This window comes from Pseudoalteromonas issachenkonii, assembly GCF_002310795.1.
Lineage (GTDB): Bacteria > Pseudomonadota > Gammaproteobacteria > Enterobacterales > Alteromonadaceae > Pseudoalteromonas > Pseudoalteromonas tetraodonis.
Genome location: NZ_CP011030.1, coordinates 1,887,177 through 1,908,185, shown reverse-complemented (window position 1 = coordinate 1,908,185; position 21,009 = coordinate 1,887,177). Strand labels below are relative to the sequence as shown.

Sequence of the window (21,009 nt, the reverse complement as noted above, 5' to 3'; positions counted from 1 at the left end):
AATTTAAAATCTAAAAATAAGTGTAACTGGCTAAGATGAATAGCCAATTAACTCTTAGTCCAGTAGAGAGGCTTTATGTTCAACCTCAATCCAATCTTTTTCATCTACCCAGTTTTGTGCGCCGTCTTTTACTGAACGAATTGGCACAATATAATCACAACTTATTTGCGGTTTAACCGAAGCAAATATTGGCACAAAGCCAAAGCTCAGGGCGGTTTCTATAATTGCTTTTTGGTTTTGCGGATCGATATCAGCCGCTTCATCTATGTAAATAGGTATACGGTATAAGTTTTGTTCCTGATCGCTTAATAAGTAACGAATAAACAACATGCCACATAACAGCTTAATGGTGATACGCGTACCATTTGAACCAGCCGAATCTATTTTTTCAAAGTGCTCGGTTTCGCCCGCGCGGTTAACCACTTCAAAACGAATATCAAATAAATCGGTGAGGGTCAGGCCTGCTTTGTCTGAGGCGAGTTTAATTAAATGATCTTTTGCGTCGTTTACCGCACTTTCGCTGTACGGCTCATGGCTGAGTAAATCCAGGGTATCGCCTTGTTCAATTTGGTTAGAGGTACTGATAATAGTATCAATACTATCTACCAACATTTTGCGCGGGATAATATTAATTTTAAACGCTTGCAGGTTTGAGATGCGGTGCTGGCTAATGCCTTTATTAAAGCTATTCATTTCACGGCGTAAGCGGTCTAAATCTTCGCGCAGGCCTTTAATTGTAGCGGCCACTTCAGTGAGGGCAACGCGACCTTGGCGCTCAACTGCATCGCGCTCGTTATCAATGTTATGAAACGCGCTAATAAGCTTTTGATATTTACTAAACTCATCGTTTTCGTTATCAAACTTAGTAATACCGGCATTATAAATATGCATATAGGTATTACGTACATTTATATCGAAATTACGTAGCTCTTGGCAGTCCTTATTAAAGTGATGAATTAAATCGCTTAAATTATCAAAATCGATTTTTATATCAATCATATAAGGCGTTACTTTACCACTGTATAAATCTAATGTGTGGTCAATACGCTCGGTTTTAACTTGGCGTAAGCGCTCTGTTTGACGATTAATTTGCGCTTGTTTTGATTTGATTAACGAGCGTCTATCAGCAATTGAGCCACTGTTTTTTTGAATATCTTGTAGGTAGTCGTCAACTTGTTCGCGTTCGGCTAAAAGCTGCTCTTTTAGCATTGCTTGGGCGTCAACCGATTGTTGCATCACTTCAAATTGCTCTAAGCGTTTAAGTGCACTTTCAGCACTCATAAGCTCATCGTATAGCGCGTCTTTTTCTTTTTGCTTATCTGCAACATTGGCGGCCACTTCGCGCTGTTGTTTAAACTCTTTTAATGATTGCTCAAGCGCGGTTAATTGAGCACTCAGTTGCTCTTTGTTTTCGCCGCTTTGCATTTGCACTGGTGAGAGCTTTTTAAGTTTAATACTGGCACCGGGCAGGGTGAGTACGCCGCCTTTTACGTTTTCACTAAGCTGCGCTAAAAATTCGCCGAAAGCGTCGTCATCATCAATGGTAATATCGCCATTGCTGGTGGTAGCAAAGGAGAGAAGATCGGGGTTTAATAGTCGCGATATTTCTTCAACTTCTTTCAGTGATAAGTCTTCACGCATACGAGTGAATAAATTAAATTCTAAGTTTTTAAGTTGTAACTTTAAGCTTTTAATTTGTTTTTGTGTTTCGCCAATGCGGTAATCAAGGGTGTGCAGGCTTTGACCTTGTGCACTCGTTATTGAGTGTGACAACGACTCGTAGTCATTTTTTAATTGCGTTAAGCTGGTTTTGAGCGTGGCTTTATTAACCAGCTCAAACTCACTTTTAAGAGCGTTGTAATCTAAAAACCACTGTTCAATTTGGGTTTGTTTGCGCTCTATATCGCGCGATTGTTGAATGTATAGGCTTTGTTTTTGTTCAAACTCGTGTTTTTCGTGCTCAATATCTTCAAGAGCGATGTTGAGTTCGCTTAGTTGCTCTTCCTGATACGTATCAAAATCAATCAGTGCTTGGTCAATTTTTGGTGCATAAGCGGCCAGTTTACCTTTAAGAACGGTTTGGTTTTCGATCATAGATTCAAGAGCGGCTATGGGCTCTTGCATTGACTCAAGGGCTTTTAATTCACGTTTTGCGCGGTTTACTTTATCAAACGAGCGGCGCCATACTTCGTAAAAGTCGACCTTTGAATTTGACATGTGGCGTTCAAACACACGTAACATAAAGCGCTTAACGTCGTTTGCACCTAATTTATGTAAATTAAGAATACGACGAAATATTTCTTTGTATATTGCAGAGTCTTGAACGTTGTTAAGGGGGATCATTTTTAAATTGATCTCACCATCAAATTGCGTTGCACCGCCTGTAAGTAGGGCGTTTAACTCTTGCGCTTTAAGCTCTATCGGGTTGTAACCTTGCTGCTTTAAGTGATTAAACAGCTTGGTAAACTTAATAATGGTATTGCCTTGAGTGTACTGGGCTAAATCAAGTTTGCCTTGATAGCAAAAGTATTGGTGTGCATAACCGGCAATTTTACCTAAGCCTGCTACGCCAATGACAACTGAGCCATGGGGTAAATCGGCTTGCAATAAAATGTACGATTGATCTGATGAAAAATAAAACTTACGGGTTTCATCTAAATCGTGGCCATCCCACTCGGTAAGGCGTAAATCGTTAATTAGCGGAAATTGCAGTGCATTAATAACTGAGCTTTTACCTGTGTTGTTAGGCGCACAAATCGAGCTACTTTTATCAAGTGGGATCACACACTTTGCATAGCCTGCAGTATTAAGTAGGGCGAGTTTACTCAGTCCGTATAAGTTTTTCATTCCTCGTCCTCTCCTAAAAAGGTTTCTTCATTTACTTCCATTAAGGCATCAATATAGCGATGAATTGGCGCCTGTAGCATAAAGCCGCCTTCCACTTCGCGGGCAAGGCCTAAACGCACCATGCGTAAATACACATCTTTGCGTAAATCAGAACCCGAGAATATTTCTAGCTGATCAAATAAATGTTTATTAAGTTGTACCAAGGTTTGCATTAGCTCTAAATCGTTTGGCTCATCAAATAATGCACGCATTGGGTCTTTACCTGTGTTGGCAAAGTGTTCGATTAATATATAAATAGTGAGCGCTATCGCGCGCGATATTTTGCCCATATTAGGGGTGCTTTCATCGCTAGCAAAATAATAAAAGCCACGACTGTCGTGCTTTAAATCATGGCCTAATGCTGTGAATAAGGCGCTGTAAGCTTCAATTTGTTGGTCAAGCTCTTGCCACATTAGGGTGTCTTGTTCGCAAATGTGGTAACCCGCGACTAATTTTTTATTAATGGCTTGTAAGTGAGAAAGCTCATTTAAGTTTATCTGTGTCATGGTCATTACTCGTGCTCGGCTTTATCAGCCTGAGGCTCTGAATTAAAGGGGTACAAAGAAAAGTGCTGGCCTGCAATGTTAACGCGGGCTTTTTTATCGCTTTGGCTAATGTGTAGGGTGGTATCGCTCAATAGTTTTTGATACAAAAACAGCATTTCATCGGCTTCAAGCTCTGGGTAGCTTTCGTCTAAAAATTGCAGCAGAGGCTGTGGTTTTTTACGCTGCTTTTTGAAGCGTTTTGCAAACTGCGCTTTTACATCGTGATAGTCAGGAATGTTTGGCGTGACAAACGCAGGCACATCGTTTTGCTCTGGTAGCTGATATTCATGATGCTCAAATTCAGCCAGGCTTGCCATGTAGGCTACTATATGGCGCTGTTGACCCAATGAATACTTTTGCGCATCGCTTACAAAATGTGGCTGCACGGCGCTGAGCATATTATCTACCCCATTTTTACGTATTAGCCCTAATACTTTTGCTACTTGGCGGGTAACAAGGTTATTACGGCGCAACTCTTCACGCAGTGGCATAAGCATATCGGCACTTTTACGTAAGCTTATCCGGCCAACTAAGTGCATTTCTAGAATTCGGGTACGCAATTGCTCAAGCATGCGTTTATCGTTGTACGCTTTGCCTGAACGTTCAATATGTTCTATTTGGGTGCTAATTTGTTGCTCAATTAAAGTAAAACAGGCATGAAAGTCGCCTCTAATATCCACCATTTCCAGCATGGGTTCTATATACTCATCAAACGCTTCTATCACGGCTTTATAGCGTTTTTGTAGCGACTGCACTGCATTATTAGATTTGGCTTGCTCAACAATATTTAAAATGGCGTTTTCGTTGTGTAAAAACAGTTTGATTATTTTACGCACCCGATCATCCATAATACGGCTAAAGCGGCGTAAATCATCAAAATCTTCCATTTCACCGGCATTAGATAGCCGATTACCTAAACGGGCCAAATCATCAACCAAGACACTAATTTCTTGTGCTAAGCCTAAATGTTCTTCTTGCAGTAAAAAGGTGGCAAAATCGGCAATGGCGCGGTTAATTTCCAGTTGTGACGATTTAGCCAGCGGAATAATAATTTCTTGATTTAATAACCGGTTGGTTTCTTTATAAATACGCTCATTATTCCACGTGGGTTGCTTTTGCTTAATGGCATTTTGAAGATCTTTAATACTAAAGTCGGCCATTTTAAAGCGCTTAAATAATAGCTCTAATACACCCCAGTGTTCATTTAGGGTATTAAGTAGCTTTTTAGCTGGGATCATAAGGCGTTGCAACTTCCTAGTATTCGTTATTTTATATTTCTCGAACTTATATGGTATTCGTTTTTGCGACGATTTAATAATAGTTTTTACACCCGCTTAGTGATAGTATCCGCGCCGAATATAGGCACATAGAGTTTGTGGGTATATTTTTTACATGGTTTCAATTTTTACTTAACCCCGAAGGTTGTTTAATATCATGGTTTCCTCGATTATCCTGACGCTGATAGCGATTGCATTCTTGCTTATCGTTATTGAGGATGTGATCCACGTTAACAAAGCCAAAACGACGTTATTTTTTGGTACACTTTGCTGGATTATCTCCTTTATTTTTCCTCTTAATGGGCAAAGCCCCGAAACGATTCAAACCCTCCTAGACCACAATATTTTAGAAATTGCTTCTTTATGGCTGTTTTTAATGGCCGCAATGACCTTTGTCGCCTATTTAAACTCTAAAGGACTTATCGAAAATGTTGTGAATCGGATTATGCCAACCAGCATTAGTGAGCGAAAGCTGATGTTTTTGGTGGGGTGTTTTGCGTTTTTATTTTCATCTATTTCAGACAACGTTACGGCCACGCTAATATCACTGGCAGTGATTATGTCATTAAAACTTGAAGCCAAAAAGTTAGTTAAGTACGCCACGCTTATTGTATTTGCTGTAAACTCCGGTGGTGTATCACTTATCACGGGTGATGTAACCACACTTATGATTTTCCTTGATGGTAAAGTAACAATTAGCAATTTATTACTGTTAATTGTGCCTGCGTTACTAAGTGTATTATTACTGGCTACTTTGTTATCAATTGGCATGAATAAGCAACTCGAGTTTAAAAAAACTAAATTTAAACGTATTGAAAAAACCGACATAACCATTGCGGTTATTTTCTTCACTACGGTTATTGCTACGCTTACATTGAGTGTTTTATACAGTGTACCGCCTCTGCTTACTTTTTTATTGGGTTTATCTATTATGTTTTTAGTCGCGCAATTTTTAATGCGCAAAAAAGACATCAACAAAGATATGATCGATTTTATACGCGACATAGAGTACGACACCTTATTGTTTTTCGTGGGTGTGTTACTGCTTGTTGGTGCGTTAAAAGAAGTTGGGGTACTGAGCCAATTTACTAATTTGTATACGGTAATGGCGCCAGAGTACGCAAACTACTTAATGGGTATTTTATCTGCAGGTGTTGATAACGTGCCACTAACGGCAGCGTTATTAAAAGCCGACATTGTAATGAGTCAACAGCATTGGTTGTCGTTTACGTATGCAACCGGTGTAGGTGGCTCTATGCTAATCATTGGCTCGGCGGCCGGTATTATAGCCATGAGTAAGGTAAAAGAGCTGACGTTTGCAAGTTACCTTCGCTTATCGCTGTATTTATTACTGTGTTACACCTTTGGTTATGCGGGCTCTTACTTAATGGGTAGTTTTATTTGATTTTATAGTAAAACGACTTGACAGCTAGACGTCTAAACGATAACTTTCAAAGCCGCACTCTTAGTGCGGTTTTGTTTTATTAGCCACAGGTTAATAATACATTCAGAAGAGGTGCGATACTTAGGTACTTAATGTGAGGCAACGACAGCCTGCGATCATTAAGGAGGGAAGTACTCGCCGAGGAAAATAATGGGTCGTTACCATTGTTTTTCGGTTTATGGGGCTGAATCCTCAAAACTGTCACCAATTTAGGTGGAGAGCTTCTGGCAGTAGATTTTTCTTATCTTTATTTCCTGCCAAGTTCTTCTTGTTTTATTGCGGTTTGGATGCCGCGAAAGGAGACGAAATGACTACCCAACCAGTGCCACAAAGTTCACAGTGCACAAAATCAGATTACATTGTTGCCAAATTTGGTGGCACCAGCGTTGCTAACTTTGAGGCGATGAGCCGTTGTAGCGAAATTATCGTAAACGATAAAAATGTACGTATTGTTGCAGTAAGCGCCAGTGCCGGAGTGACCAATCATTTAGTGGAGCTTTGCAAAGCGGGTATTGAAGCCACTAAACGCCAACAGCATATTGATGGTGTCCTTGCGATTCAGCAGGCTATTTTAAATGACCTGTCGTTAGATGAGGATTTAGCCCTTGGGTTTAATCAAACGCTTGATGCATTTCAAACGTTGGCGGCACAAACACTCAATACTGAGCAGCAGTTCGATGAGCTACTTAGCTTTGGCGAGCGTTTATCGTCGTACTTATTTACCCAAGTACTAAGGTTAAAGGGTTTAAATGCCACTCGTTTTGATGTGCGCCAGGTGCTTAAAACCGATAGCCAATTTGGTAAAGCAACACCAAATGTGGCCGCCACAGCGCAAGCCGCTAAAGCACATTTAATTCCGCTGCTTGATGATAGCGTTATTGTGACCCAAGGGTTTATTGGTAGCGATGCAAACAATTTAACGACCACGCTCGGTCGAGGCGGCTCAGATTATAGCGCTGCACTGCTTGCTGAGGCTATTAACGCTAAAAGTGTGCATATTTGGACTGACGTAGTAGGTATTTTTAGCACCGATCCTCGTTTGTGTGTAAAAGCCACTCCTATTGCGCGTTTAAGTTTTGATGAAGCAGCAGAAATGGCGACCTTTGGCGCTAAAGTATTGCATCCGGCAACTATTTTACCTGCCAGTCGCAGCCATATTAATGTGTTTGTTGGCTCAAGCACAGAGCCAGAACTTGGCGGTACGTGGATTGAACGTGAAAAATCGCAGCTACCTGGTATTCGTGCGGTAACACAACGTAAAAATCAAATATTATTAACCCTTAAAAGCCCAGAAATGCTGTTAGCCAGTGGCTTTTTAGCGCGTATATTTACTATTTTAAGTGAGTGTAATATTTCGGTAGATTTGGTTACCACCTCTGAAATTAGTGTAGCAATTACCCTTGATAATGCGCCTAATGCATCACGCCCAGAGCTAGATCAAGAGTGCTTAGATAAACTCGCTGAATTTTGCCATGTATCGGTTGAGAACAATTTAACCCTAGTAGCACTTATTGGGTCTGAAATTGTATTGCGTCAGCACGAAATGAATTTAATGAAAGTATTAAGTGATTTTAATATTAGACTTATTTGCCATGGTGCAAGTAAACATAACTTGTGCTTTTTAGTTGAGCAAAGCGAGTCTGATGCAGTGGTTCAAGCGATTCATAGTCGATTACTAGAAAGTGATTGCGCTGCGTAAATCGTTAATAGTTATTATTGAGCACCGCCAGTCGGTGCTTTTTTTTGCCACAACGCTAATATCAAACATGTCGTTATGTGCTCCAACCACGGTATTGCTACAAGCTGTAAGCTGAGTGTTATTAAGTTCGTTAAACACATTAGGGCTTAATAATTGAGCAATGGGGCGGCTGGTGGCTTTAGCCAGCGCTTCTTTTAATGTCCAAATCCTAAAAAAATGATGTGCTTGAGTTGTTATGTTATCTGTATTGGTTATTAAACTCACTTCGGCTGGGTGGTAAAAGTGTTTAGCGAGTTTATTAAAAGGGCGCTTTAAACTAATTTTTTCAATATCAAAGCCAAATTGAGTTGATGCTACATTTAACGCTGCACCTACAAAACCATGAGAATGAGAAATACAGCAACTGATCACGCCTGTTGTATTTTTAATATGTAATTCTAATTTACTGTTATCGGGGTTAAATTCAGAACTAATATCACACAGCTTTAATGATGCATAAGAAGAACAAGCGGTTTTTACTAGGTATTTAAGCACTAAACGTGTGGCTAAATATTCTTGTTTAGCCTGTGGATTTTTACGCCGATTAATAACATTGAGCTCAAAAGGGCTTAAATAGTGGGGTAAATCAAATTCACCCACATTGAGGGTGGTTGCGTTAAGCAACGCAATGCAATGGCTGTTATTTGCGAAAGCGGGCGTGGCTTTTAGCTGGTTTTCAAAGTAAGTTACACTCATCATTGCTCGTTATAAATGACGACCGATTACATATTTATTACCCAAAGCTGGATAGTTTGTGAGCGGTTGTTAGTTGTTGTGAGCGCTAAGTACATTTTTATTACTCAGCCGCTCTTAAATATGGTTTAATTCGCATTCGTTAAAATAATAACAGATTTGTAGGTGTATGGCACAAGTGCGTGATGGTTTTCAAAGTCGACTAGGTTTTGTATTGGCAGCAGCCGGTGCAGCGGTAGGTTTAGGTAATATATGGGGTTTTCCTACGCAGGCTGCTAATCATGGTGGCGGCGCATTTTTACTGGTTTACTTTATCGTTATTTTTTTGCTGGCGTTACCTGCTTTGTACACCGAGCTGTATTTAGGTTACAAAGCCCAAGCTAACCCTGTTAAAGCGCTAAGCCAAGCATGGCAAGATCATGCCCCTAAAGTGGGAGCCGCAGCAGGCTATATTGGCCTTGCCGGTGCCATCGTTATGTTAAGTTTTTACTCAATTGTGGCCGGTTGGATGCTTTCCTACGCTATAGAGCCTATAAGTAGCTTTTTTGGCTTGCATAGCTTGAGTGAGTTTTTACATAGCGACTCTATGTTACGTAATTTTATTTTTACGCCGCTTATGCTTATTTTAACCGCCAGTATTATTTTAAAAGGGGTGAAGTCGGGAATAGAAACCTGGTCACGCCGTTTAATGCCGCTTTTACTTGTTCTCCTTATTGGGCTTATTATTTATATTGCAACGTTAGATGGCGCAAGCGAAGGGTTTGCTGCTTATTTAGTGCCTGATTTTAGCAAAATACTCGACCCGGATTTAATTATTGCCGCAATGGGGCAAGCGTTCTTTTCGTTGTCGCTTGGGGTAGGCTGTATGATGATTTACGGCTCATATTTAAAACCCGGAGCTAACTTACCAAAATTAACCGCAAGTGTTGCGCTACTTGATACCAGCGTGGCGTTTTTGGCGGGCTTATTAATAATTCCGGCTATTTATGTTGCCCAGTACAATGGCGTTGAAGTCTTTAGTAACGGTAAACTAATTGGTGAGGGGCAACTTATTTTTGCCATATTACCTGAGCTATTTGGCACTATGGGTGAAATTGGTTTATTGGTTGGCTTATTATTTTTTGTTTTGATGTCGATAGCTTCAGTTACCTCAACTATTTCATCAACTGAGATCCCTGTGGCATTTTTGGTTGAAAACCACAGTGTAGATAGAACCAAAGCAACATGGGCAGTCAGTGCTGTTGTGCTTATTTGTGCCAGTACCATTATATTAAACTTTGATTGGTTATTTGGTTTAGTGATTATGGTATTTACTCAATACCAATTGCCGTTAATGGGGCTGTTTTACTTTATAACGGTAGGCTGGCTATGGCAACGTGGTAATAAACTGAACAAGGCAAGTAGTGGGCCGCACTATTGGTTTGCACAATATATTCGCTTTGTGTGTCCTGTACTTATGACCTTAGTATTTGCAAATGTAGCGTTTGGTTAAAAACTTTTAAACGCGAATTTAAAAATGCAGTTTTAAAAAGCGAACTATTGGGAGTCACCCGAAAGTTCGCTTTTTACAGTTTAAATGACTTGATATTACAATACTTGATTGGTTAGCGTTTGCCCTTGAGCAAGCTCGTTTGCATTTTGTAATGTTATATTAGCGATTTCGGTTAGAGCTTCTTGAGTAAAAAAGCCTTGATGCCCTGTTATTAACACGTTTCTAAAACTCACTAAGCGAGAAAATATATCGTCTTGATTTATTTCGTCACTGTGGTTTTTAAAAAACAGTTCTGATTCTTGTTCGTACACATCAAGCCCTAAGTACCCCAGTTTTTGTGATTTAAGTGCTTTAATACACGCTTGGCTGTTTACCAGCGCACCGCGAGAAGTATTAATGAGCATGACCCCGGTTTTCATTTTATTAAATGCAGCGTCATCGATTAAATGATGCGTATCTTCGCTCAGCGGGCAGTGCAGTGAAATTATATCGCTTTGGGCAAGTAGGGTATTTAAATCGGTAATAGTGTAATTGCCTGGTTTTGCAAAAGGGTCGCACACTAAAACGTTAGCGCCAAAACCATTTAAAATGTTACACAGTGCCAAGCCTATTTTACCGCAGCCTATAATCCCTATGGTCTTGTTATGTAAGTTAAACCCAAGTAAGCCATTTAAATCAAAGTTGTCTTCGCGCACGCGGTTATAAGCTTTGTGTGTTTTACGACTGAGGGTAAGCATAAGGGCAACACAATGCTCCGCTACTGCCTCAGGGCTGTAGGCGGGTACGCGTAATACGCTGAGGTTATGCTGTTTGGCAACAGGCAAGTCAACGTTATTAAACCCCGCACAGCGTAATAAAATAGCGCTAACACCCAATGTGGAAAGTTGCTCAATCACTGCTTTATCTACTGTATCGTTGACAAATACGCACACAGCGTCAAAGTTTTTAGCTAATATTGCCGTCTGCGGCGATAAACTTTGCTCAAAATAAGTAATAGTGATGTTAGAAAAGCCATTTAAACTTTGCTCAAAAAAAGGTCGCTCATATTTCTGAGCACTAAAAAAAGCAATATCCATTAACTAGCTCCAAGTAATCAATTATTTTATTACCATAAACTATTCTTACTATAGATGCTTCACTCTTGTTGTTTTAATTACGAAAGGATTATTTTAATACAGCCGAACGGACTCCTAAACGAGCGGTCGTCGGTTTTATAACGGGCACTGATTCTAAGCAGCTTGTTATTACATTATGTAATGACTCCGGTTTAGTTCGCGGTGCATAGCGAGCAACCAGCTGCCCTTGTGCATTAACTAAAAACTTAGTGAAGTTCCATTTTATTGCTCGGTTTTGTGCAATACCTCGTGTATGAGACTTTAAATAACTAAACAGTGGATGCGTATCTGGGCCATTTACCATGACCTTATTAAACACCTCAAAATTAATTGAAAAATGTTTTTGATAATAGTCTTTAATGGCCATTCCCTCTAATGGCTCATTTTTATCAAATTGATTACACGGAAAGGCTAAAATAGTAAACCCATCGTTTTTGTATTGTTGATATAGCTTTTCTAGCGCGCATAATTGCGCAGAAAAATGACATTTACTGGCGGTATTAACAATAAGAACCGTTTTTCCTTTTAGCTGACTCAAAGAAAAATCATCGTTATTACAAAGTGGTGCGTTAAATTGATAAATACTATCCATAGATTACCTACCTAATTTCCGTATGAGGGAAATTTTAAAAGACTTTCATTCGCTTTTTTAGCGGCCGATTGACATAATCGAGCTTATGTTTCTAAGTTATCAGTTAAATAGGTCATTTTTATGTCAGTAAAAATTGCATTTATAGGTTTAGGCGTAATGGGTTACCCAATGGCAGGGCATCTAGCAAAAGCGGGGCACAGCGTATGTGTTTATAACCGCACAGCAGCTAAAGCACAAAAATGGGTTGAAGATTTTAACGGCAGTTTTGCACCTACCCCGCGTGAAGCTGCAAGTGGTGCCGATATGGTATTTATGTGTGTTGGCAATGACGACGACTTACGGTCAGTGGTATACGGCGATGATGGCGTTTTAGCTGGTATGGACAAAAACACGATTTTAATCGATCACACAACTACTTCTGCTGAGGTAGCGCGTGAAGTTGCGGCAAAAGCGGCTTTACAGCATATCGACTTTATTGATGCGCCAGTATCGGGCGGTCAAGCAGGTGCTGAAAACGGGGTATTAACCGTTATGGCCGGTGGCAACGAAACGGTATTTGCTAAAGCACAACCTATCATGGCGGCGTTTAGCCGTTTTAGCCAGTTATTAGGGGAAGTTGGATCTGGACAATTATGTAAAATGGTTAATCAAATTTGTATTGCTGGTGTGGTACAAGGCTTAGCTGAGGGCTTACATTTTGCTAAACAAGCAGGGCTTGATGGCGAAAAAGTAATAGAAACCATTTCTAAAGGCGCAGCTGGTTCGTGGCAAATGGAAAACCGCTACAAAACAATGTGGGCAGGTGAGTACGAGTTTGGTTTTGCTGTAGATTGGATGCGTAAAGATTTAGGCATTGCCCTTGATGAAGCTAAAAATAATGGTGCAACGCTGCCAATGACTGCAACGGTCGATCAATACTACGCCGATGTACAGGCTCTTGGCGGCGGCAGATACGATACCTCAAGTTTACTAGCGCGTATTGAAGCACTGCATAAAAAGTAATGTAATTGGTAAAAGTAAACTGTTCACAAAGAGGCTAAGAGGCGCTGCGCTTTTAGAGGAAGTGATAATCATAAACAGTAAATGTTGGTTTTATGTTTTCTCATTTACCTCTCTTGTTGAGATAGTTTTTTGGTTTTTTACCTAGTAACAAAAAACGCGACACTTTTTGCTAAAGGGTCGCGTTTTTCATGGGTTATATACACTAAAGCAAATTACATGCTTTGCGCGTAGTTATACAGCGCTTTTAAAATTGTAAGATTTTTTTCGCTGTCATCATGCTCATGCGCTAGGTTTTCAAGGGTGATCATAAAATCTTGTGCGCTGATTGATGGCTGATCTTCGCCATGCATTAACTTGCTTTGGCAATATTGACGCCATTGATCAAGCTCTTGTTGGTTTAGCGTTTGTGGCCAGTTTCGCGCGCGGTATCTAAACAACAAAGTATTAAATTTAGGATCTTCAAATTCAAGCTTTAAACTTGCCAAGTCTTCAGGTTTTGCATCACGAATAATCGCAAATTTAGCTTTATCAGCATGGCTAGTAAACCCATCATATAATAAGTAATCCACGTTCGTGGTGGCGCTGTAATCGCCTTGCTCATTAAATACCTCAGTGACTTTATCGCGAAGCTCGGTATTGGCTTTTAAAATGGCTAAATTAGTCAAGCATTGCTCTCGGTCAATACCCAAGCGAGCAGCGTTTTCAGGCAGCAGTGTTTTAGCTGGTGCTAAAATAGGGCACTTGTTTAAATGCACCAGCTTTAAACCTACGGGTAAATCACCCTCTGCTAAATCTATACGTTTGGTGTATAAACGCTTGCGTAGCTCTTCTACATTTAAATCAAGTAATACCTGTGGGTTTTGGGTTAAATCAAAACAAATAACTGCGTTTTTATTAAGAGGATGAAAGCTCATAGGTGCCACCCACGTGGTACAACCCTGGGTTGCTGGAATACGCGACGATGTATGCACTAATGGGGTCATGTTAAACACGTCCACCAATTCAGCAAGGGCTTTTTTATTGCGCAAACTAAAAAAGAACTGATACAGCTTAGGCTGCTTTTCTTTTATTAATTTAGCCAGTGCAATGGTAGCCGTTACATCACTTAATGCATCGTGCGCAGCGGCATGTTCAATACCATTAGCTACAGTTAAATGCTCAAGTTTAAAACTTGGGCTGCCATCTTCTTTTAATGGCCACTCAATGCCCTCAGGGCGAAGTGCATAGCAGGCACGCACTAAATCTATAATATCCCAACGACTGTTATTGTTTTTATATTCACGCTCATATGGGTCGTAAAAGTTACGATAAAAGCTATATCGGCTTACTTCATCATCAAAGCGAATACTGTTATAACCAGCCACACAGGTATTGGGCACGCTAAATTCGGCATGAATTTTAGCAATAAACTCAGCCTCAACTAAGCCTTTTTGCATCGCCACTTGTGGGGTAATACCAGTAATTAAACACGCCTCAGGATGCGGTAAATAATCCGCTTGCGGCTTACAGTACTCAATAAGCGGCTCGCCAATAATATTTAAATCAAGATCGGTGCGTACACCTGCAAATTGGCTCGGCTTATCTTTTTGTGGGCTTGCCCCCCACGTTTCATAGTCGTGCCAGTAGATTGTTGCTTGGTTTTGCTCTTGATAAGCCATTAAAAAACCCTATAAGTTAGCTTGAAACGGTTTATATACCGCCAAGTTACTAAATTTATGAATTATTTAGATTATGGCATAGGGTTACAGAGGTTTATAGGCTTGAATAGGGAAATCTATCAGTCAAAACAGGATTTAAGAGTGATTGACGTGATTATTTATTTTTGAGGGTATGTGATAGAGAATTTATTTATAAACATAGTGCTTAATGTTATAAACTTAAGCTAACTACTAATTAGCTTTAACAACATGAAACTAATAATAAAAACGACTCTATTTTGGGTATTAATCACCTCTACCGCTGCGTTTGCTGAGCTTGCACAAGTTAAAGTAAATGGCTTTGATATTGAATATGAAATAGCGGGTAGTGGTAAACACACTGTTTTACTCGAGGCGGGTGGCTCTGCAGGGCTGAGTGATTGGGATCCCATTTATAAAGCGCTTATCAAGCATGCAAAAGTAATTCGCTATTCTCGAATTGGCAATGGCGGCTCAGCGCAAATAAAGAAAAACTATAGCTCAGAAGAATATGCTGCTGAGGCTTTACTACTGCTTAAAGCGTTAAAAATTGAAGAACCTGTGATTTATGTGGCGCATTCTTATGGTGCTTATATCGCAAGGGTATTTGCAGCAAGCTACCCTGATAACATTAAAGCGTTAATGTTAATTGAACCCGCCTCAGAGCATGATGTTGATATTATGCGTAAGATTGATTTACCGCGCGCTGAAAAAGAAATTGCCGCTATAAAACGTGATGATATGAAAAACGGCATGTCGAATCAGTATTTAGACTTTTGGTCGAAGCGACCTTTGCCCGATTATCCACAAATAGCAGATATTCCCGTGACGGTTATTGCCTCAGTTAAAAAATATGAAAATCCATCGGTGTTATTTTTTACTGATAAAGGGCGTGAAATGTGGGGAGAACTGCATTTAAACTGGGCTAATGCTTTTCCTCAAGGTGAGATAGTGCTAACCAGTGAAAGTTACCACTATCCACAAAATGATGAGCCAGAAATGGTGATCACCCAGCTAGTCAGGTTACTTAATCGCACTGATTAATTTTTAGTTTACAAAAATATACACAAGCCAAGTTTTAATTCTGTTATTTGGGTCGTTATTCTGTAAAATTATCGGCTTAACATTTGTGACCTAGTCGTTACATTTGTTGTTGGGGTTAATTATTCAATTAATATAAGCAGACGTTATGATTTTTTATATTATTGGGTTAAGTACGCTTGTTATTATTTTGTGTGTGGCGCTTTATGTGATTTACAGCAATATACATAAGAGCCGAGTAAGAAAGTCAAAAGAATATAATGTGTTATTTGATAAAGATACCATTATTGATGAACTCATTGCTCAACTTAGCGAGAAAAACCAAACCCAAGAAAACCAGGAAAAAACAATTAAAGGCAAACAAGAGATCCTTGCAACTTTTATAGATTTGCATCGATCGGGTAGTTTTTGTGCACATTTAAGCGAACAAGAAATTACGTATTTTGTTAAAAAGAAACTAAACATGGAGAGTACTAAAAATGGATAGCGAGCAACAAGCAGTCGCTGAGGCAAAAAATACCTCATTTATGGCACGTTTTGGCCGTCGTAATGTGATTTTACTAACATCCGTTGTTGTGGTGTTAGCTGTGATTGCAACATTAACGTCGCAGGTTATTTCATGGAATGAAGCCGATGAACGGCTAGTTCATCAGTCAGCTTTTACCGGTAATTTAACGGTAATAAATCAAGCAGGCCCTTACTTAAAAGCATTTGGTACGACATCAGCCTATAAAAAAGTTATTTCAATTAACTTTACCGGCGATAGCAGTGCAACAGCCAGTGCTATTGTCCCGTTAATTCCTATTCGATTCTTAGATACCACGACCGGTGGGGCACGCGGTGTTTCCCGCTTTAGATTACCTGGCAACGTACCCGCTAGTGAGTCGGGCGCTTTGCGTGGTTTATTAAAAATTCATGAAGAATTTGGCTCTCAAGAAACCCTAATTTCTAACCTTTTAATGCGTGCAACAACAGAAAATGTAAAAGCGTCGGCTCGTATGATGTCGGTGGAGCAACATTATTCAGGTGGTAATGGTCAATTAAGCCAAGATTTTTCTGATCAACTTACGAATGGTATTTTTGTTACTGAGCAAATTATTAGTACCGGTGAGCGTGATAAGTCAGATGATTTAAGTAATTTAAGTAAGCAACAACGCGTTACCATTAATATAAAGAAGGATGCTGAAGGTAATCCGCTACGTAATGCGCCTATTTTAGGCTCTTATGGGATCACAGTCGTTGATGCGAGTATTATTGATATTGATTACGAAAATAAAGTAAATGCACGTTTAGAGGCGCAAAAACAAGCGGCTGCTGATGAAGCGCTGGCAAGACAAAACCTTAAAAAAGCAGAGCAACAAGCACGTACTGAAGTGGCATTAGGCGAACAAGCGATTGCAAAGCAAAGAGCTGAGTCTGAAAAGCTAAAAATTAAAGAGCAAATTGATGCAGAACGAATAAAAGCGAATGCGATTATTTCTGCCCAGCAACGTGTAGCTGTTAAAGCGGAGCTTGCAAAAGAGCAAGAAGAAATTTTAAAACAGCAACGCTTAGAAGCATTAGGTATGGACGTTTTAGCTGAAGCACGTTTACGCGCAAAATCAGCAGCGCTTGATCCTAAGTATGTATTTGATGAAACACTTAAAGCAGAAGTTAAAATTCAAACGGCTTTATTTAATAGCTTAGGTAACAGTCGCTTAGTGCCTGAAATTGTTATAGGTGCAGGGCAGGGTGAGCAAAATAATGGTTCTGAATTTATGCGCTTACTGGCGGCCGACGCGGCATTGAGCCTTAAAAAGCGTTTAGAAAAAGAGAAAAAATAAACGTTAAAAATCATTATAAAGCCCTAGCTTTAATTGCTAGGGCTTTTTTTGTGGTATCGCTTTGTAAGTGGTGAGTTTAAAACTTAGGACACAAAGCGTGGCTAAAGCCTTTTTCGGTTAGCAAAAAAGTGGCGCTGGGCGTCGAAAATATATATTCCTCATGAAGAAGAAACGAAATTGTTCCTTTTATTTGCTCACCTTGATGATCTGAGGCATCGCTAATTAATTGTTCAGGATCTAACTGGCTTGGGCTTGGAAAGTTATTATAAAGATGCTTAAAAATTAACGTAGCAATTGTGTTAAAGGTATCGTTATTTTTCATTTTTGGAGAGTCCTTAATTTATATATGTAGCAACAAACTGGCTGTTTTAAATATGCTTTTTAAATAATAACACATTAAAAATAGGTACATGATCATCCTACTATTTTTTTAAGCTTTAATTTTGCAAGCTGCTGCTTTCATTTATTAAAATGATGATTAATTGTCATGCTTACCCTGCTAAAAAGTAGTGTGTGTTGCTGGTGTGTTGCGCAAAATCATAAAGTGTAATTGAAGAGTTGTAAAAATACGTTATCATTGTAAAACAATATGTAAAATCAAGCAGGTACTTAGCTCACGCTGACCAAGTTCGAGTTAATAACATCAACAAGGCAAGCAAGGACAAATTATGACACCTATGAAACCTTTAGCACTGGCAGTGGCTATGGTTGTTTTTTCACATCCGGCACATGCAGATACAGATCTTGATAAAGTAAAGCAGCAATTAAGCAGCTTACAAAAACAAGTGGAAATGCTGCAAAAGCAACTTGCAAAAGCAGAGCAAAAAAGTGAAAAGACAATCGAGCGCACCATTGAACAGAAAGAAGATATAGCTGAAGTTAAAGTAGCTAAACATGAACACAAGCCTCAGGGAATTAAAATTGGCGGTGCTGTTCGAACCAACTATAGCCACACCTCGTATGATGACGACAATAAAAATCGTGGCGGCGATTTTGACTTTGATATTTTTCGCTTAAATTTCTCAGGCGACGTTGGTGATGTAAAATTAAACGCTGAAATTCGTTTTTTTGATTACATGACAGCTGTTAAATACGCCTATGCTGCTTACGATTTTGCTGATGATTGGCAAGTTCAAGCAGGTATTACTCAGGTTCCTTTTGGTAACTGGCCTTACAATTCACATAACTACTTTTTCAGCACTAACTATTACGTAGGCCTTGAAGACGACCACGATTTAGGGGTGTTATTTAAGCGTAAAATTGCCGATAACTGGCAGCTTGATTTAGGCTTTTTCAAAAATGATGAATTAGGTGGTGTTGATGGTTATGTAGATAACCGCAGCGATCGCTACTCATACGATATTGTTGGTTTTAGAGAAGCTGGTGATGGTGTTTATGCTGAGCCGACCAATCCAATTGGCGAGTATAATACGTTCTCAGGTCGTTACGGCTACCACATAGAGCATGAGGGTGGTAAAACTGAAATTGGTGTGTCAGCGCTTGCTGGTGGCTTGCATGATGGTGTTGACCGCGCAGGTGACTATAACGCATGGGCGCTTCACTTAAACAGTAATATGGGCCCTTGGAACTTGCAATTACAACATGGCGAATACAACTACGATATTGATAACGTAAACCGTATTGCTGTAGGCGCTTACTCGTTTTACGATAGCATGGCAGCGGAAGCAACTATGTCGAGTGCAAACGTAGCATACAGTGTGCCGGTGCAATGGGGTGCAGTAACAAACTTACAGTTTTATAATGACTACAGCGCTATTTACGACAAATCAGACAACAGCAAAGATACCTGGATGAACGTAACCGGTTTCTCGGTCGCTGCAGGTGGTTTATTTACATACTTTGACTTAGTTCATGGTAAAAACATGCCGTTTGTTGGTGGTTCATTAGCGGGCGATAGCAGCGAAACTGAACGCCGCTTCAACATTAATATTGGCTATTACTTCTAATAAGCTAGTATTCAAAGCACACGTCTATATACCGGGCGTGTGCTGCTTTGGTTTTAAAAATTATTTTTACCCTACCAATTTCAGCACCTACAAATTGATAAATCTCTAATCAACTTCTAGTATAAAAGTTCAAATGGAATTAAATAAATAATCCATATAGCTTAGCTGGAGGCTAGACATCGATGTTTGTCGTTAATGAGCAGGTATTATCTGATGTAAACAAAAACTTTATTATTCCCCCAAAACCGCAAATTTTAGATGATCTTGATAGATTAGCACATCAAAATGAGCCGTCTTTAATGGCTGCTGCAGATATAGTTGCTAAAGATGTGGCCATATCGTCTGCTATTTTAAAAATTGTTAATTCACCCGCTTACGGCTTAGTGCGAAGCATTGCTGACATAAAACAAGCCATCATGTTTTTAGGTTGGAATGGTATAGAAGCACTTATTCCTGCGCTTAAATTAAAGCAAATGTTTTTACAAAAAACATGTTGTATTAGTTTAGAGCGTTTTTGGGATAACGCGTCTGAAATTGCTAATGTAAACATGATTGTTGGGCAGCGAGTAAAAAATAAAATTCCAGTTGAATACTTATACACGCTCGGTTTATTTCATGATTGCGGCATAGTTCCGATGGCGATTAAATATGACGACTACGTCAATGTGCTGCATGGTTCAAATAGAAGCAGTAAAGAAAGTTTAGTTGATATTGAAGATCGTGTTTATGGCGCTAATCATGCCATTATTGGCTATTACTTAGCATCGAGTTGGCATTTACCAAGAGATATTTGCCAGCTTATTCTACGCCATCATGATTTAAGTTTACTTGAGGACACATCCGATCCTAATCAACAGCTCTGTTTTTGTGTGTTAAAGCTCTCTGAAAGCATAGTAAATAGTATTTTACGTGATGAAAAAATTAAAGATTGGGAGCGCCTTGAACCGTTTATACTTAAAAAGTTAAATATGTCTGAAGACGAATACATTGATTTACAAGAAGAAGTTATTGATTACTTAAATCAGTAAATAATCATATCGGGTTTGCAGCCTAGTTAAACGAGCGGTTATTTGTCGCTTTTATTAAAACAAATATACTCAGTTTAATTAGACTAAAGTCTATAGGTTAGTTTTTTTCACTTATTGGTTTGTTTTTAATCGTTTGTCGAGATTAAGTAAACACTCTAAAGTTTAGTTGTCGGCAACAAGCACGACTAACCAAATAGGAAACTAATCATGAAACGCTCACTTATCAAAACCATCGCTCTTGGCTCTTTATTAACTTGCTCAGCTGCTGTAATGGCTGATCAAAGTGACTACAAGTTAATGGTTATTGAAGAGGCTGCAACAGCCCCACAAGAATTCGAAGTTGCATTTAACAGTTGCGCATTAAATGTAAAATCAAAAAACTACAGCCAAGCTGAAGAAATTTGCTCAAAAGCAATTACATTATTACAGCAAAGTACAGGCCCACGTTTTAAAGTACGTGAGCTGACCTCATTTGCTTTAAGTAACCGCGGTGTTGGCCGTTTAATGGCTAAAAACGAAACCGCAGCGTTATCTGACTTTTACGAAGCACAGCAAATATCAGGTAACGAGTTGGTGTCACACAATTTAACACGTGCTAAGCAAGATCTTGCTCTATAACATCTATTAGTGATTAAAAAAGCCCATGCTAATTTAGTTAGCATGGGCTTTTGCATTTATGTAGTTGGCTAA

General features: G+C 39.4%; 18 protein-coding genes and 1 riboswitch. Of the genes, 10 read left to right on the top strand and 8 right to left on the bottom strand.

What is annotated here, in order from left to right; all coding sequences use genetic code 11:
- Window positions 1-54 precede the first annotated feature (54 nt).
- The 3 genes from PISS_RS08790 to PISS_RS08780 are packed head-to-tail and all read right to left on the bottom strand — an operon-like array spanning window position 55 to window position 4,669.
- Window positions 55-2,847, bottom strand: coding sequence for an AAA family ATPase (locus PISS_RS08790; protein WP_058154804.1), 2,793 nt, complete (start codon window positions 2,845-2,847; stop codon window positions 55-57).
- On the bottom strand, window positions 2,844-3,392 hold the full coding sequence (locus tag PISS_RS08785) for a condensin complex protein MksE (RefSeq protein ID WP_028835095.1): 549 nt from the start codon (window positions 3,390-3,392) through the stop codon (window positions 2,844-2,846). The genes PISS_RS08790 and PISS_RS08785 overlap by 4 nt, the downstream gene beginning before the upstream one ends.
- 5 nt (window positions 3,393-3,397) lie before the next feature.
- Window positions 3,398-4,669: a hypothetical protein gene (locus PISS_RS08780; RefSeq protein ID WP_058154801.1), complete on the bottom strand. Its 1,272-nt coding sequence runs from the start codon at window positions 4,667-4,669 to the stop codon at window positions 3,398-3,400.
- Window positions 4,670-4,865: 196 nt separating this feature from the next.
- Between PISS_RS08780 and nhaD the strand changes: the two genes are divergently transcribed.
- Window positions 4,866-6,113, top strand: coding sequence for a sodium:proton antiporter NhaD (gene nhaD / locus PISS_RS08775; RefSeq protein WP_013465139.1), 1,248 nt, complete (start codon window positions 4,866-4,868; stop codon window positions 6,111-6,113).
- A 98-nt stretch (window positions 6,114-6,211) separates the two neighbouring features.
- Window positions 6,212-6,384, top strand: a riboswitch (Lysine riboswitch).
- 75 nt (window positions 6,385-6,459) lie between these two features.
- The gene (gene lysC / locus PISS_RS08770) at window positions 6,460-7,851 is read left to right on the top strand and encodes a lysine-sensitive aspartokinase 3 (RefSeq protein ID WP_198147815.1); all 1,392 of its coding nucleotides are present in this window, start codon (window positions 6,460-6,462) and stop codon (window positions 7,849-7,851) included.
- Here the strand turns inward: lysC and PISS_RS08765 are convergent.
- A complete protein-coding gene (locus PISS_RS08765) occupies window positions 7,828-8,586 on the bottom strand; it encodes a 4'-phosphopantetheinyl transferase family protein (RefSeq protein ID WP_058154796.1) in 759 nt (252 codons plus the stop codon). The two genes, lysC and PISS_RS08765, sit on opposite strands and share 24 nt — an antisense overlap.
- Window positions 8,587-8,752: 166 nt before the next feature.
- Here PISS_RS08765 and PISS_RS08760 point away from each other — a divergent pair, with 166 nt between their 5' ends.
- The gene (locus PISS_RS08760) at window positions 8,753-10,075 is read left to right on the top strand and encodes a sodium-dependent transporter (RefSeq protein WP_058154794.1); all 1,323 of its coding nucleotides are present in this window, start codon (window positions 8,753-8,755) and stop codon (window positions 10,073-10,075) included.
- Between the two features lie 95 nt (window positions 10,076-10,170).
- Here PISS_RS08760 and PISS_RS08755 read toward each other — a convergent pair whose 3' ends face one another.
- Together PISS_RS08755 and PISS_RS08750 are read right to left on the bottom strand one after the other, a co-directional pair.
- Complete coding sequence (locus PISS_RS08755) at window positions 10,171-11,151, bottom strand: 2-hydroxyacid dehydrogenase (RefSeq protein ID WP_058154793.1); 981 nt, start codon at window positions 11,149-11,151, stop codon at window positions 10,171-10,173.
- 88 nt (window positions 11,152-11,239) lie between these two features.
- On the bottom strand, window positions 11,240-11,782 hold the full coding sequence (locus PISS_RS08750) for a glutathione peroxidase (protein ID WP_013465134.1): 543 nt from the start codon (window positions 11,780-11,782) through the stop codon (window positions 11,240-11,242).
- A 120-nt stretch (window positions 11,783-11,902) separates the two neighbouring features.
- Here PISS_RS08750 and PISS_RS08745 point away from each other — a divergent pair, with 120 nt between their 5' ends.
- The gene (locus PISS_RS08745) at window positions 11,903-12,784 is read left to right on the top strand and encodes an NAD(P)-dependent oxidoreductase (RefSeq protein WP_058154791.1); all 882 of its coding nucleotides are present in this window, start codon (window positions 11,903-11,905) and stop codon (window positions 12,782-12,784) included.
- A 212-nt stretch (window positions 12,785-12,996) separates the two neighbouring features.
- Here the strand turns inward: PISS_RS08745 and sbcB are convergent, their stop codons facing one another.
- Window positions 12,997-14,442: an exodeoxyribonuclease I gene (gene sbcB, locus PISS_RS08740; RefSeq protein ID WP_058154790.1), complete on the bottom strand. Its 1,446-nt coding sequence runs from the start codon at window positions 14,440-14,442 to the stop codon at window positions 12,997-12,999.
- A 249-nt stretch (window positions 14,443-14,691) separates the two neighbouring features.
- Between sbcB and PISS_RS08735 the strand changes: the two genes are divergently transcribed.
- From PISS_RS08735 to PISS_RS08725, 3 genes are all read left to right on the top strand, one after another.
- Window positions 14,692-15,504 (top strand): alpha/beta fold hydrolase, encoded by an 813-nt coding sequence (locus PISS_RS08735; RefSeq protein WP_058154788.1) that lies wholly within the window; start codon window positions 14,692-14,694, stop codon window positions 15,502-15,504.
- Window positions 15,505-15,649: 145 nt separating this feature from the next.
- Window positions 15,650-15,988, top strand: coding sequence for a hypothetical protein (locus tag PISS_RS08730; protein ID WP_058154787.1), 339 nt, complete (start codon window positions 15,650-15,652; stop codon window positions 15,986-15,988).
- Window positions 15,981-17,324, top strand: a complete 1,344-nt coding sequence (locus tag PISS_RS08725; RefSeq protein WP_013465129.1) for an SPFH domain-containing protein — start codon at window positions 15,981-15,983, stop codon at window positions 17,322-17,324. Before PISS_RS08730 ends, PISS_RS08725 begins: the two co-directional genes overlap by 8 nt.
- Window positions 17,325-17,400: 76 nt before the next feature.
- On the opposite strand, the gene PISS_RS08720 is transcribed toward PISS_RS08725, so the two are convergent.
- The gene (locus PISS_RS08720; RefSeq protein ID WP_058154785.1) at window positions 17,401-17,646 is read right to left on the bottom strand and encodes a hypothetical protein; all 246 of its coding nucleotides are present in this window, start codon (window positions 17,644-17,646) and stop codon (window positions 17,401-17,403) included.
- 346 nt (window positions 17,647-17,992) lie between these two features.
- On the opposite strand from PISS_RS08720, the gene PISS_RS08715 reads away from it, so the two are divergent.
- From PISS_RS08715 to PISS_RS08705, 3 genes are all read left to right on the top strand, one after another.
- Complete coding sequence (locus PISS_RS08715; RefSeq protein ID WP_013465127.1) at window positions 17,993-19,291, top strand: porin; 1,299 nt, start codon at window positions 17,993-17,995, stop codon at window positions 19,289-19,291.
- A 182-nt stretch (window positions 19,292-19,473) separates the two neighbouring features.
- Window positions 19,474-20,319 (top strand): HDOD domain-containing protein, encoded by an 846-nt coding sequence (locus tag PISS_RS08710; RefSeq protein WP_033103322.1) that lies wholly within the window; start codon window positions 19,474-19,476, stop codon window positions 20,317-20,319.
- A 207-nt stretch (window positions 20,320-20,526) separates the two neighbouring features.
- Window positions 20,527-20,937, top strand: coding sequence for a hypothetical protein (locus PISS_RS08705; protein WP_013465125.1), 411 nt, complete (start codon window positions 20,527-20,529; stop codon window positions 20,935-20,937).
- Window positions 20,938-21,009: the final 72 nt, after the last annotated feature.

Bases quoted from the DNA above. Each gene is read 5' to 3' on its own strand.
- PISS_RS08790 (WP_058154804.1), bottom strand. From the start codon at position 2,847: ATGAAAAACTTATACGGACTGAGTAAACTCGCCCTACTTAATACTGCA.
- PISS_RS08785 (WP_028835095.1), bottom strand. From the start codon at position 3,392: ATGACACAGATAAACTTAAATGAGCTTTCTCACTTACAAGCCATTAAT.
- PISS_RS08780 (WP_058154801.1), bottom strand. From the start codon at position 4,669: ATGATCCCAGCTAAAAAGCTACTTAATACCCTAAATGAACACTGGGGT.
- nhaD (WP_013465139.1), top strand. From the start codon at position 4,866: ATGGTTTCCTCGATTATCCTGACGCTGATAGCGATTGCATTCTTGCTT.
- lysC (WP_198147815.1), top strand. From the start codon at position 6,460: ATGACTACCCAACCAGTGCCACAAAGTTCACAGTGCACAAAATCAGAT.
- PISS_RS08765 (WP_058154796.1), bottom strand. From the start codon at position 8,586: ATGAGTGTAACTTACTTTGAAAACCAGCTAAAAGCCACGCCCGCTTTC.
- PISS_RS08760 (WP_058154794.1), top strand. From the start codon at position 8,753: ATGGCACAAGTGCGTGATGGTTTTCAAAGTCGACTAGGTTTTGTATTG.
- PISS_RS08755 (WP_058154793.1), bottom strand. From the start codon at position 11,151: ATGGATATTGCTTTTTTTAGTGCTCAGAAATATGAGCGACCTTTTTTT.
- PISS_RS08750 (WP_013465134.1), bottom strand. From the start codon at position 11,782: ATGGATAGTATTTATCAATTTAACGCACCACTTTGTAATAACGATGAT.
- PISS_RS08745 (WP_058154791.1), top strand. From the start codon at position 11,903: ATGTCAGTAAAAATTGCATTTATAGGTTTAGGCGTAATGGGTTACCCA.
- sbcB (WP_058154790.1), bottom strand. From the start codon at position 14,442: ATGGCTTATCAAGAGCAAAACCAAGCAACAATCTACTGGCACGACTAT.
- PISS_RS08735 (WP_058154788.1), top strand. From the start codon at position 14,692: ATGAAACTAATAATAAAAACGACTCTATTTTGGGTATTAATCACCTCT.
- PISS_RS08730 (WP_058154787.1), top strand. From the start codon at position 15,650: ATGATTTTTTATATTATTGGGTTAAGTACGCTTGTTATTATTTTGTGT.
- PISS_RS08725 (WP_013465129.1), top strand. From the start codon at position 15,981: ATGGATAGCGAGCAACAAGCAGTCGCTGAGGCAAAAAATACCTCATTT.
- PISS_RS08720 (WP_058154785.1), bottom strand. From the start codon at position 17,646: ATGAAAAATAACGATACCTTTAACACAATTGCTACGTTAATTTTTAAG.
- PISS_RS08715 (WP_013465127.1), top strand. From the start codon at position 17,993: ATGACACCTATGAAACCTTTAGCACTGGCAGTGGCTATGGTTGTTTTT.
- PISS_RS08710 (WP_033103322.1), top strand. From the start codon at position 19,474: ATGTTTGTCGTTAATGAGCAGGTATTATCTGATGTAAACAAAAACTTT.
- PISS_RS08705 (WP_013465125.1), top strand. From the start codon at position 20,527: ATGAAACGCTCACTTATCAAAACCATCGCTCTTGGCTCTTTATTAACT.